Annotated in this window: 13 protein-coding genes; all 13 read left to right on the forward strand. The window is 47.1% G+C overall.

Going from position 1 to position 12,618, the window contains the following annotated elements:
• Positions 1-208: 208 nt before the first annotated feature.
• The 13 genes from AC1DPK_RS22395 to AC1DPK_RS22455 all read left to right on the forward strand — a co-directional run bounded on the left by AC1DPK_RS22395 (position 209) and on the right by AC1DPK_RS22455 (position 12,618).
• Positions 209-913, forward strand: a complete 705-nt coding sequence (locus AC1DPK_RS22395) for a response regulator transcription factor (protein ID WP_339207922.1) — start codon at positions 209-211, stop codon at positions 911-913.
• The gene (locus tag AC1DPK_RS22400; RefSeq protein ID WP_441875879.1) at positions 903-1,997 is read left to right on the forward strand and encodes a sensor histidine kinase; all 1,095 of its coding nucleotides are present in this window, start codon (positions 903-905) and stop codon (positions 1,995-1,997) included. Before AC1DPK_RS22395 ends, AC1DPK_RS22400 begins: the two co-directional genes overlap by 11 nt.
• Positions 1,998-2,093: 96 nt before the next feature.
• Positions 2,094-3,062, forward strand: coding sequence for a D-alanyl-D-alanine carboxypeptidase family protein (locus tag AC1DPK_RS22405; RefSeq protein ID WP_477511680.1), 969 nt, complete (start codon positions 2,094-2,096; stop codon positions 3,060-3,062).
• 216 nt (positions 3,063-3,278) lie between these two features.
• Positions 3,279-3,581 (forward strand): urease subunit gamma, encoded by a 303-nt coding sequence (locus tag AC1DPK_RS22410; protein ID WP_441875885.1) that lies wholly within the window; start codon positions 3,279-3,281, stop codon positions 3,579-3,581.
• A 93-nt stretch (positions 3,582-3,674) separates the two neighbouring features.
• Positions 3,675-4,043, forward strand: coding sequence for an urease subunit beta (locus AC1DPK_RS22415; protein ID WP_477511681.1), 369 nt, complete (start codon positions 3,675-3,677; stop codon positions 4,041-4,043).
• Positions 4,040-5,755, forward strand: coding sequence for an urease subunit alpha (ureC, locus tag AC1DPK_RS22420; RefSeq protein WP_477511682.1), 1,716 nt, complete (start codon positions 4,040-4,042; stop codon positions 5,753-5,755). Before AC1DPK_RS22415 ends, ureC begins: the two co-directional genes overlap by 4 nt.
• Before the next feature lie 42 nt (positions 5,756-5,797).
• Positions 5,798-6,490, forward strand: a complete 693-nt coding sequence (locus AC1DPK_RS22425; protein WP_477511683.1) for an urease accessory protein UreF — start codon at positions 5,798-5,800, stop codon at positions 6,488-6,490.
• Positions 6,491-6,515: 25 nt separating this feature from the next.
• Entirely contained in the window at positions 6,516-7,244 is a 729-nt protein-coding gene (gene ureG, locus AC1DPK_RS22430; RefSeq protein ID WP_441912557.1) for an urease accessory protein UreG, read from the forward strand.
• The gene (locus tag AC1DPK_RS22435) at positions 7,244-8,137 is read left to right on the forward strand and encodes an urease accessory protein UreD (protein WP_477511684.1); all 894 of its coding nucleotides are present in this window, start codon (positions 7,244-7,246) and stop codon (positions 8,135-8,137) included. The genes ureG and AC1DPK_RS22435 overlap by 1 nt, the downstream gene beginning before the upstream one ends.
• A 196-nt stretch (positions 8,138-8,333) precedes the next feature.
• Positions 8,334-8,777 carry a MarR family winged helix-turn-helix transcriptional regulator gene (locus tag AC1DPK_RS22440; protein ID WP_076270801.1) on the forward strand — a complete coding sequence of 148 codons (444 nt, stop codon included), beginning with the start codon at positions 8,334-8,336 and terminating at the stop codon, positions 8,775-8,777.
• Between the two features lie 145 nt (positions 8,778-8,922).
• Entirely contained in the window at positions 8,923-9,960 is a 1,038-nt protein-coding gene (locus AC1DPK_RS22445; protein ID WP_477511685.1) for a BMP family lipoprotein, read from the forward strand.
• A gap of 116 nt (positions 9,961-10,076) precedes the next feature.
• Complete coding sequence (locus AC1DPK_RS22450; RefSeq protein WP_475447458.1) at positions 10,077-11,576, forward strand: ABC transporter ATP-binding protein; 1,500 nt, start codon at positions 10,077-10,079, stop codon at positions 11,574-11,576.
• Entirely contained in the window at positions 11,569-12,618 is a 1,050-nt protein-coding gene (locus AC1DPK_RS22455; RefSeq protein ID WP_076270798.1) for an ABC transporter permease, read from the forward strand. Before AC1DPK_RS22450 ends, AC1DPK_RS22455 begins: the two co-directional genes overlap by 8 nt.

Raw genomic sequence — 12,618 nt, forward strand, 5'->3', positions numbered from 1 at the left:
TACTCTCGATTTTATCACAACGGACAGGCGTTGGCTATAACGGAGGGCCGAAAGGCGTTTCGCAAATAAATGTTAAAAAAACATTAAAAATGGCTTAAACATTGTGATATTCCGTGAAACAATAGGACATGATGCAGGTTATTCATGTATAGTATGCTCATTGGTAACGATGAGAATAATTTGAAGATGAATAAGGAGGCGCTTAAAATTGGAAAGAAGAGTATTAATTGTTGATGATGAGCGGGAAATTGCCGATCTTATAGAGATCTATTTGAAAAATGAAGGGTTTATTACCGAAAAGGCGTATGACGGGGAGCAGGCGCTGCTTGCTTATGCGCGAGATCCGTTTGACTTAGTCATCTTAGACATCATGATGCCGAATATGGATGGGCTGGAAGCTACGAGGCGGCTCAGACGCGATCAATCGGTCCCTATTCTAATGCTCAGTGCAAAAGCAGAGGATATGGATAAAATTATGGGGCTGATGACCGGTGCAGACGATTATATGATCAAGCCGTTTAATCCGCTTGAACTTGTGGCTAGGGTACGCTCTTTACTGAGAAGATCCTATCAGTACAGCGGCCAAGCAAGTGCGAATAACGGGGCGCGACTAGATAAGGAACTTCGCCTTGGACCGCTGCGGATCGATAAGCTGAGCCATACGGCTGAAATAGACGGCAATCCGCTGCATCTAACTTCTACTGAGTTCGGCATTTTGCATTTGCTCGCTGGCCAGCCTGGTCGCGTGTTTAGTGCGGAGGATATTTTCCAGCAGGTGTGGAAAGAAAAATATTTTGATTCCAACAATACGGTAATGGTCCATATTAGCAAGCTCAGAGATAAGCTGGAGAAGGAGCTTGGAGATAAGATGATCATCACGGTCTGGGGGGTTGGCTATAAAATTGAAGGATAACATTGCATTAAAGCTTGTCTTCCGTTCGTTGCTGAATATCGCGATAAGCGCCGTGCTAGCGGCCTTTTCACTGTATATCCTATTAGGGTTCGGAATGTGGCTTATCGATAATGTAAGGCCAATGAGAGTTTTTTATCAATTCATTGATAGGTTTGATCGACGGCTTGTGTATGGTGCTGCGGGCATTGTAATGTCTCTTTTTTACTACATCATTCTCCAGTGGAGCTTATTTCATTATCTCGGTCAAATGAATAAGACGGTTCGCGGCATTGCTGACGGTACCTATGATATGGATTACAAAATCGAAGTGCGGAAAAGAAATATATTTGGTCCTATGGCAGCCAATATGAACAGCTTGGCAGGAAGGCTCCATCATGCGCTCGTGGAAGAGCGGAAGGCAGAGCAAACCAAAAACGAATTGATCACGAACGTTTCCCATGATTTGCGAACACCTTTAACGTCAGTGCTTGGGTATTTGGGACTTATTGAGCAGGATCGTTATCGAGACGAGGTAGAGCTGCGCCACTATGTTCAAATCGCTTATGAAAAATCGATGCGGCTGAATGTCCTCATTAATGATCTTTTTGAATATACGAGAATGAGGCATGATACGACTGCGCTTAAAGTAACGAATTTTAATTTAATCGAAATGCTCGGACAGCTGCTTGTGCAGTTTCGTTTGCCGCTGGAGGAAGCGGGAATGCAGAGCAAGCTGGTGACAGATAAAACGTCAGTCATGATCAAGGGAGATGCAGCCAAGCTTGTGCGTGTATTCGAAAACTTGATAGTGAATGCCATGAATTACGGCAGAGACGGCAAACAGGTCGTTGTGACTGTTCAGTTGGAGGGCAGTGCAGCCGTTATCGAGGTTATTAATTTTGGTGAACCGATTCCAATGATGGACATTCCTCATATTTTTGAACGATTTTATCGCGTAGACAAATCAAGAACACAGTGGTCTGGCGGTTCCGGCTTAGGGCTTGCCATTGTCAAAGGCATCGTTGAAAAGCATGAAGGTACGATTTCGGTTACGAGTGATTCGGAGCAAACGGCATTCCGTATAACATTGCCGATTATTAATTAATAATTAAGGGTTTCTTATGGTTTGTTTACGGTCTCCTTAAACTGACTCTCCTATACTTGGTTGTATAGAAGAGACAGTGAAAGGGGATCGTTTTTTATGCAGCAAGAAACGTATGGAAGAAAACGTGGAGGTACAATCTTGTGGCTTCTAACCGCAATTGGAGTGATCGTCAGTGTCTTTTACGTCATTTCATTAAAAGGCAGCCCATCTAAAGCTGATTTGCAATTGGATTCTAGCTCGGCTATTTTAATAGATCTCAATACAGGGGAAGTGCTCTACGAAAAAAATGCAAATGAAGCGCTGCCGCCTGCAAGCATGTCGAAGCTGATGACAGAGCTTATCATATTAGATCTCACAAGTGAAGGTACGCTTGATTGGAAAGAACAAGTGAAAACCAGCGCTTATGCTGCAGAGGTGCCAGGTTCCCAAATAGGCTTTGCGGCGGGGGAGACCTATACGGTTAGAGAGCTTTTTGAAGCGATGGCGATTCATTCCGCGAACGATGCGGCAGTAGCGCTTGCAGAGCATGTTAGCGGCAGTGAGGCTGCATTTGTTCAATTAATGAACAATCGGGCTGCTAAGCTGGACTTGTCCAATCAAACCGTCTTTGCGAATGCAACGGGCCTAAGCCATGAGGATCTGCTTCCGTTCGAAGCTGCTTCCTCAGACAGGGATACCATGATGTCAGCTAAGGATACAGCAGCACTAGCTGCCTATTTACTGAAGAAGTATCCTGAGGTAGTCGATGTTTCCAGCCGCAATAGCGTGAAGCTTGCGAGCACCTCGCAAAGATTGAAGACGACAAACATGATGCTAAGCGGCATGCCGTATGCATTTCCGGGCAATGACGGATTGAAAACAGGTTATACCGTGCAGGCTGGCTATTGCTTTACAGGTACTGCGAAGCAGGATGGCAAACGGCTTGTATCCGTCATTATGGGGGCGAAGACGCCAGAGCAGCGATTCACGGAAACAGGGAAGCTGTTTGAATACGGTTTTCAATTAAGCGGCTTGGAGAGCGTGATGGGGCATGTCCAAAGCAAACTAGGCTTTAAAGTAGGATAAATAAGGTAGAGTTAAATCTATTTTTCTCGAATGATGCAGAAAATAGTCGATTATTCTCATCGCAATAATTGTGTTATTGTCATGTTAAGTCTAGGACGAGCGCGAGTCGCTTTTTCTGGACTTTTTGTTTTTATGTCACAAAAACTAACATTAAATGATTTACGAACCCGTATTTGCTGTTTATAATAAAACTAATACAGATAAAGAGGTGAGTATATGCAATTGACCGAACGTGAAAAAGAAAAGCTGCTCATTACGATCGCTGCAGATTTGGCAAGACGACGAATGAATCGCGGCTTGAAGCTTAATTATCCTGAAAGCATAGCGTTAATCACCTCTGAAATTATGGAAGGCGCTCGTGATGGAATGACCGTTGCACAGCTAATGGCATTTGGAACAAAAATTTTGAATGCAGATCAAGTCATGACTGGCATACCGCAAATGATTCACGAGGTTCAGGTGGAAGCGACTTTCCCAGACGGAACGAAGCTTGTTACCATTCACGACCCGATAACTTGATAACGATAAGTAAAACGGCTATGGGCATCATTTCATTTGATATAGAAAGTGGTATGTGAACGATCAGCTTTATAGAGGAGGAGAGAATGGCCTGTGATACCTGGACAATATCGAACGGCTGACGGTGAAATTGAATTAAATGCCGGACGAATGACGAAGCAGTTAATTGTAGTAAATACTGGAGATAGACCGGTTCAGGTAGGCTCTCATTTTCATTTTTTTGAAGTGAATCGTGCATTGAGGTTTGATCGCGAGGCAGCTTTCGGGATGCGTCTTCACATCGCAGCAGGGACAGCGGTTCGTTTCGAGCCCGGTGAGGAGAAGCCTATAACCGTCGTTGAGCTGGGTGGTAAAAAGCAATCTTATGGACTTAATGGTCTCAGCCAAGGGAAAGCGGAGAACGGCAGGCTGCCAGATGTTGTTCGCGAACGACTTGCGGCTTGGGAGGGCGAAGGTAAATGACTAAGATGGATCGACGCAGCTATGCGGCCATGTTTGGCCCTACAACGGGTGATGCCATTCGGCTGGCAGATACGGAGCTATGGGCACAGATTGAACATGATTACACGGTGTATGGCGACGAATGCAAGTTCGGCGGCGGCAAAGTTATACGCGATGGCATGGGGCAGTCGAGCGGCGCGCAGCGTGATGAGGGTGTGCTGGATACATTGATTACGAATGCCGTTATTATCGATCATTCCGGCATTGTGAAAGCGGATATCGGCCTAAAGGATGGATTTATCGTTGGCATCGGCAAAGCCGGAAATCCAGACATAATGGACGGCGTGCACCCGAATATGATTGTTGGCGCAAGTACCGAGGTTATTGCCGGTGAAGGAAAGATTGTAACAGCAGGAGCCATTGATTCGCATATTCATTTTATTTGTCCGCAGCAAATTGAAACGGCGCTCTCCTCAGGCGTCACGACGATGATCGGCGGCGGAACAGGTCCGGCAACAGGAACCAATGCAACGACGGTTACACCTGGCGCGTGGCATATGCGGCGCATGCTGGAGGCAGCCGAACATTTTCCGATGAATATCGGCTTTACGGGTAAAGGCAATGCTTCATTCACCGCTCCGCTCATTGAGCAAATTGAAGCGGGAGCCATTGGGCTTAAGCTGCATGAGGACTGGGGAACAACACCATCAGCAATTGACGCTTGCCTGCAAGCCGCAGATCAGTATGACATTCAAGTTGCTATCCACAGCGATACGCTGAATGAGGCAGGTTTTGTTGAGGATACGCTTGCGGCCATAGGCGGAAGAACGATTCATACTTATCATACCGAGGGCGCGGGCGGCGGTCATGCCCCAGACATCATCATCGCGGCGGGTGAGATGAATGTTTTGCCGTCATCCACGAACCCTACTCGTCCTTTTACAATTAATACGATAGAAGAACATTTGGATATGCTGATGGTTTGCCACCATTTGGACAGCAGCATTCCTGAGGACGTTGCATTCGCTGATTCTCGGATTAGGCCGGAGACGATTGCAGCGGAAGATATTTTGCATGATATGGGCGTATTCAGCATGATTAGCTCCGATTCACAGGCGATGGGGCGCGTAGGAGAAGTTATTATCCGCACATGGCAAACGGCAGACAAGATGAAAAAGCAGCGAGGACCGCTCCTTCCCGACAATGAACAGCATGATAACTTCCGTATTAAGCGCTACATTGCCAAATATACGATTAATCCTGCGATCACGCATGGAGTCTCTCATCTGGTAGGTTCGCTGGAAGTGGGCAAATTCGCCGATCTTGTCATTTGGAATCCGATGTTTTTTGGCGTCAAGCCGGATCTCGTGCTGAAGGGCGGGAGCATCGCATTTGCGCAGATGGGTGATCCAAACGCTTCCATCCCAACACCGCAGCCTGTGTTCGGTCGGCCGATGTTCGCCTCTTTTGGGAAGCTGGTGTTTAGCAGCTCGATTACGTTTGTATCTCAGGCAGCCTATGACCTCGGGGTTGCGAAGGAGCTCGGACTGCAGAAACGTATTGAACCAGTAAAAGGCTGCCGCAGCGTAACGAAGAAGGATATGATCCACAATGATGCAACGCCTAAGCTTGAGGTTGACGCGGAAACCTATCATGTTCTGGTAGATGGCGAGCATGTGACCTGCGAGCCAGCTGAGGTGCTGCCGATGGGGCAGCGTTATTTCTTATTTTAGCTGCGCGCTGCGGCCATGGAGGACAGGAGGTCGAGCGAAAAATTGAATGATGATATGAAATGGCTGGCTATGCAGCAGCTGCTCGATTCAGCACTGCCGATCGGCGGCTTCTCGCATTCGTTCGGACTTGAGACCATGGTTCAAGATGGCCGTATGAATCGTTCTGCTCAGCTCTATGATTATGCCTCAGCCATGCTTTTGCAAAGCTGGGCAAGCTCGGATGCGATGGTGATCAAGGCCGTATATAGGGATGCGCCAAAAGGGAATTGGGAGAAGGTGTGGGCGATTGAGCGGATTGTTCATTTGCAAAGGGTCGCATCAGAAACACGCAGCGGCGTAGAGAAAATGGGACGGCGGCTGCTTCAGCTTGCAGCAGCTATACATCCGCAGCTGGATTGGTCGCCTTTACTGGAAGCAATGAAGGCAGGGAATTGTTTTGCTTCCCATCCTCTCTCGCACGGCTATGCCTGCTGGGTGCTTGGCATATCGGAGGAGAAAGCGATCCAAGGCTATTTGTATACTTGCATCGTAACTTGCGTCAACAGCGCTCTGCGGCTGATGTCGATGGGACAGACGGAGGGTCAATCGTTGATCGCAAGGCTTATACCGCTAACAACAGACGCTTTGGAAATCGTGCGTGCGACGGATCCGGAACAAGCCTATTCTAATATGCCGATGGCGGAGATGGCGATGATGCGCCACGAGAGGTTATATTCGCGATTATTTATGTCTTAATTATAAATTAATGGAGGAATGAAAAATGTGCCAAGGACAAGGACATACGCATCAGGAATGGGAAAGCCCGGCAATAGACAGCTCAAGGCCGATCCGTATCGGTATCGGGGGACCAGTAGGCTCAGGAAAAACAGCGCTTGTTGAACGATTAACGCGTGAGCTTCATACCAAATACAGCCTCGCTGTCATTACGAACGATATTTACACGAAGGAAGATGCTCGTATTTTGTTCAATACGGGTGTGCTGCCGGAAGAACGTATTATCGGTGTTGAAACTGGCGGGTGCCCGCATACAGCCATTCGAGAGGATGCATCGATGAATTTTGAAGCTATCGAGGAGCTGGAGCGGCGTTTTGACCATCTGGATCTGATTTTCATTGAGAGCGGCGGAGATAATCTTGCTGCGGCGTTTAGTCCTGAGCTTGTCGATCGTTTTATTTATATTATCGATGTTGCCCAAGGCGAGAAGATTCCACGCAAAGGCGGACCTGGCATTATGCGCTCGGACCTGCTTGTCATTAACAAAATCGATCTAGCGCCGTATGTAGGAGCGAGTCTCGCAGTTATGGAAGCTGACACAATTAAGATGCGCGGGGAGCGTCCTTTCGTTTTCTCTAATTTGTTTGGCGGCGATGGCGTGGATGAGATTGTGAATTGGCTTACACATGAGGTAGCACATGCGCGCGGAACGGAACACTCCCATGTGATCCAGCTTACGAGCATACCTGATGACAAGCGGCACACAGCTTCCTAATGAGGCGTGAGCAAAGCAGTGCAGAGGCTGCAGCCATTCGGCACGAGGATAATGCAGTGGGAGAGGTAAGGACATCCGTACTGCGTGCAACGTTTGCCAGCCGCCTCGGTCAAACGTTAATCGGCAATAAATATCATACCGCTCCGATAAAGATTGCCAAAGCTTTTCCACTGGATGGTCAGCTGGGCGTAATCGTAATGGATGTTTCACCTGGCCTGCTCAGCGGTGACCGGTATGAGCTGGAATGGACAGCCGAGCAGCACTCTCATGTCATGATTACGAACCAATCTTATACGAAGGTGCATCCTAGTTTACCTAACAGTGAATCTTCGATGCAGCAATTGTTCGAACTAGAGGCAGATGCAGTCGTCGAGCATATGCCGGAGCCCATTATGCTATATAAGGAAGCAGCCTTTCGAAACGATACTCAGGTTCGACTGCAAAAAGGGTCCGCTTGGCTGCAAGCCGACGTCCTTTGTCCAGGTCGCACGCTTCGCGGCGAACGCTTCGACTATCGCTCATACAGCAATTCATTAACCGTTCATTATGGTGAAGAGCTTATCTTCTCGCAGCGTCAGCGAGTAGTGCCAGGCAGTCAAGTTATAACTGCGCCTGGCAGCTGGGATGAGATGACGCACTGGGCTACCTTTTATGTGTTCAGTGATCGTGTCAACAGCAGCCATCTGGAGCAGCTTCAGGAGAAACTGGACAGCTTCGAAGCTCCCGAGGCTCATAAAGTAATTGGCGGAGCGTCTATGACCTATCGTTACGGTGTTGCGGTGTCCGCAGCATCAACGGCAGCATGGCCGCTGCAGCAATTAATGCAAGAGCTGTGGCAGACTGCGCGAATGGGACTGCTTGGCAAGCCGCCGCTGCGATTTTTGCAAGGATAGATCAAGCAGTTTTATACTTTTTCAGACAAAAAGGTCAACCTGCAACCTTGGGTTGGTCTTTTTGTGCTAAATCAAAAAGGTTTCATATTTATTTCGTGCAGAACGTTAGTTAAACAAAGAAAGGGAAGGTATAATATGAACAACAGTATGGACTAAAGAAAGTAGATAGGTTGGTGATCAATTGGAAGCTTCAAATATGGAAAGACAAGAATTAATGAGGCGGCTGGACGAATCATTTCGTCAAGTGAGAAGACAAATAAACACCGAATGGCACACCTATAATGTGCATGGCTTAGGCATGACCCATGGAAAAATGTTAATTATTTTAGGGAAATCAGGACCACAGAAAGCATCAGCTTTGGCTGAGCAGCTGCTCATCACTAGTGGGGGAGTTACTGGAATTGCTGATCGTTTGATAGAGCTTGGGTATGTGAAGCGCGAACGCGGCGAGAAGGATCGGCGTGTCGTGATGCTCGAAATTACGGAAGAGGGCTTGGAAATCATCCATTTAATTGAGACGATACGCTCGAAGCTGATGCTTAAGCTGTTCGATGGCATGTCGATAGCAGATATGGAGCAAGGTGTTCAGTTGTTTGAGCAAATGAGTCGTAATATGGAATCGGATGTTACAAATTCGTGACTAATTTCATATTTTATTATTATTGTGGATGAATTTAGTGTAGAATAAACTAGAAATTTGTCGAATCGAAAAAGATTGACAAAATCCGATAAAACAACTAGGATTAAAAGGAATTAATACATTCAATTGTTTAGGGGAGATTACGATGAAAAAGGTTTTTGCTTTGGCGGTATCGTTGTTTCTAATGGTTGCGATTGTTGCAGCTTGCGGATCTAACAAAAATGAACCAGGAAACGCAGCGAATAACGGTGCAGGCGACAAAGCGGACAAGAAAAAAATCGCTCTTGTATTGCCCGAAAAAATTGGCGTTAACAAGTTTTTTGTATTGATGGATGAAGGCTTCAAAAAAGCAGGCTCCGAATTTGGCGCTGAAGTGAAAACAATTGAGTCCACTGACCCAGCGGGTTTTGAACAAAATCTTCGTGCAACTRTAGCTGAAGATTACGACTTGATTATTACAGCAACATTCCAAGCAGAAGATGCACTTAAGAAAGTGGCTGCTGAAAATCCGGACAAGTCTTTTGCAGTTATCGATACTGTAGTTGATCTTCCAAACGTTCGCAGCGTTAACTTCCGCGAGCATGAAGCTTCCTACTTGATGGGAGCACTTGCAGGTCTTGCAACTAAAACAAATATTGTGGGTGCAGTCGTTGCAATGGACGCTCCACTTCTTAGCAAATATACATCAGGATTTGAACAAGGTCTGAAAAGCACAAATCCAGATGCGCAATTCCTTATCAACTATGTAGGCAGCTTCACGGATCCAGTTAAAGGTAAAGAGCTTGCGCTTCTTCAACAGTCCAAAGGCGCTGACTTTATCGCAGGTATGGCAGCAGTTGGCGACAATGGTGTGTTTGACGCAGCGAAAGAAAAAGGCTTCTTCACTTCAGGTCAAGATACAGACCGTACGGATGAAGATCCAGAGCATATCGTGCTTTCACAATTGAAAGGTACGGATGCAGTTGCTTACGAAACAGTGAAAAGCTTCGTTGATGGCAGCTTTGCATTCGGCGTTGCAGACTACGGCTTGAAAGAAGACGGCGTAGGCTTGACTTTCGTAACAAGAGACAGCAAATCAACGCTTAGCCCGTTTATTGGCCAAGAAAATGTCGATAAAGTAAAAGCTATCGCAGAAGACATTAAATCTGGTAAAATCGTAGTAGTTAATCCGCTAGCTCAATAGTACAACAGGCCGGCTGCTACCCATGCAGCCGGCTTGCTTGTTGCCTAGAAGCTTCCTCTGTAATCGAGGGAGCGGTTTTTTTGTTTATATCGGGATTGAAAGGGGAGAGCTTTTGTATGTTGCTGCAAATGGACAGCATTACGAAGTCATATGGGAGCGTAACCGCAAATAGCAATGTTCAGTTTTCGCTGCAAAAAGGAGAAATTCATGCCTTAGTAGGTGAAAACGGTGCAGGAAAAACGACGTTAATGCGTATTCTGTACGGGATGGAAAGTCCAACTAGCGGTGAAATTCGCATTGACGGCAAGCCGGTTTCGTTCGGGAACCCAGCTGATGCGATTAAGCATAAGATTGGAATGGTTCATCAGCATTTCATGTTATTCCCGACGTTTACGATTGCCGAAAATATCGTTATTGGGCGCGAGCCCTCCAAAGGGGTAGGTTTTGACCGTAAGGCAGCTGCCACAGAGGTGGAAAGAATCGGCAAGCTTTATGGCATGCCGGTAGACCCTTGGAAGAAAGTTGCAGATTGCTCGCTTGGCATGCAGCAGCGCGTTGAAATATTGAAAGTGCTCTATCAGGGCGCTGAAGTTATTATTTTGGATGAGCCGACTGGCGTCTTGACGCCGCTCGAAGTGAAAGAGCTGCTCATTGCGATTAAAGGATTAGCCGCGCAGGGCAAAAGCTTTATTCTTATTAGTCATAAGCTGCAAGAAATTATGGAAGTTGCTGACCGTGTTACCGTCCTTCGAGATGGCAAGGTGACGGGGACAGTCGAAGCGAAAGACACGAATGCGGAACATTTGTCACGGCTTATGGTAGGCCGGGATTTAGTACATATATCACGAAATAAGGTGAGCAGAGGCAAGCCTGTTCTTGAGGTATCGAATGTTTCTATTCCTGGTGTCAAAGCGAAGCCGCTTCTTAGCGATATTAGCCTTCATGTCAATGGAGGCGAAATTGTGGGGATCGCGGGTATTTCTGGCAATGGTCAATCCGAGTTATTGCAGACGATATCTGGTTTAATGAAACCCGGAGCCGGCACAATCAAGCTGCTGGGTAAAGATGTGACCGGTGCGCCAGTTGGCGATATTCGTGAAAGCGGGCTTGCTCATATTCCTGAGGACCGTTACCAGTGGGGCGTTGCGAAGGATGCGACCGTTACGGAGAATGGCTTGATGGGACATGCTGACAAGCATCAAAAGCTTGGTGTATTGAATGGGACGAGCATTCGTCAGATGGTAGGCGAGTGGGTGACACGCTTTGGGATAAAAACAGGCTCTTTATCTACAAAAGCTCAGTATTTATCCGGCGGAAACCTACAGAAGCTTATCGTTGCACGGGAACTTGCGCAGAAGACGCCGTTTCTTATCGCAGCGGAGCCAACGCGAGGCGTTGATGTCGGCGCAATGGAAATTATACACGGCGAGCTTCTAAAGAAGCGGGATGAAGGCGGAGCGATATTGCTTGTTTCATCAGAGCTGACTGAAATTTTAAAGCTATCTGACCGGGTGTTGGTCATGTATGAAGGTAAGATCGTAGGGGAACTGGATGCTGACAAAGCTACAGAAGAGCAAATTAGTTTGTTAATGGCGGGAGGAAAAGCGGTTGGATAAGCTGGTACAATTCGGACGTTCGCTGTTACAGCCGCTTTTGGCTGTTATCATCGGTTTAGCAGCGGGTGCGATTGCCATTGTTATCGTCGGAGGCTCCGTAATGGAGACATACGCGGAAATGTGGAAGGGCGCCTTCGGCAGCTTTTATTTTTTTACGAATACACTCAGTAGAGCAACGCCTATTATCCTTATTGGTCTAGGGGTGGCGCTGGCATTCCGTGCTGGATTTTTTAATATGGGCTCAGAAGGCCAAATGGTATTAGGCGCTCTAAGCGCAGCGGTAACGGCAATCTATTTGCCGGGGCCAGGTTGGTTTAAGCTCGTAGCTGCTATTATAGCTGGAATTATTTCCGGGGGAATATGGTCGGCATTCGCAGGATGGCTCGATGCTAGATTTCGAATGAATCTGCTCATTACCACATTATTGCTCAATTATATTGCAACGTTGTTTGCAGGGTATATTGTATCGTATCCGCTCAAGGATCGTACAGGCTCTGCTGCAATGGCGCAGACGGTTATGCTTGATCAAAGCGTATGGCTGCCGAAGCTGTTTAAAGGAATGAGCCTTCATGGCGGATTTATTATCGCTGTAGTCGGAGCAATATTGCTTTTCTTGTTCATGCGCTATACCGTTAAGGGTTATGAAATTAGAATGCTTGGCGGCAATCCGTTGTTTGCGAGCTATGGCGGCGTGCAGCGTGGAAAAATGATGCTTATCAGCATGTTCGTCAGCGGAGGTTTTGCTGGACTAGCTGGCTCCGTTGAAGTGCTCGGCACGCAGTACCGCTATTTGGACGGCGCGTTGACTTCTCCAGGTTACGCATGGTCGGGTATCATGGCCACATTGCTTGCCGGATCGCATCCGCTCGGTACGGCTGTAGCAGCGATTTTGCTTGCTGCACTGCAGACTGGCGGTATGGGCATGGAGCGGAATACAGATGTTCCGCTGGAGGTATCCAGCATTATTCAAGCGGTGCTCATTTTGTTCGTTTCTGCTAAGTTCACATATTCGTTCATTAAACGCAGGAAGGCGAGGTCATAA

This window comes from Paenibacillus sp. 01T424, from assembly GCF_056398745.1.

Bases quoted from the DNA above. Each gene is read 5' to 3' on its own strand.
- AC1DPK_RS22410 (WP_441875885.1), top strand. From the start codon at position 3,279: ATGCAATTGACCGAACGTGAAAAAGAAAAGCTGCTCATTACGATCGCT.
- AC1DPK_RS22405 (WP_477511680.1), top strand. From the start codon at position 2,094: ATGCAGCAAGAAACGTATGGAAGAAAACGTGGAGGTACAATCTTGTGG.
- AC1DPK_RS22435 (WP_477511684.1), top strand. From the start codon at position 7,244: ATGAGGCGTGAGCAAAGCAGTGCAGAGGCTGCAGCCATTCGGCACGAG.
- AC1DPK_RS22450 (WP_475447458.1), top strand. From the start codon at position 10,077: ATGTTGCTGCAAATGGACAGCATTACGAAGTCATATGGGAGCGTAACC.
- ureG (WP_441912557.1), top strand. From the start codon at position 6,516: ATGTGCCAAGGACAAGGACATACGCATCAGGAATGGGAAAGCCCGGCA.
- AC1DPK_RS22440 (WP_076270801.1), top strand. From the start codon at position 8,334: ATGGAAAGACAAGAATTAATGAGGCGGCTGGACGAATCATTTCGTCAA.
- ureC (WP_477511682.1), top strand. From the start codon at position 4,040: ATGACTAAGATGGATCGACGCAGCTATGCGGCCATGTTTGGCCCTACA.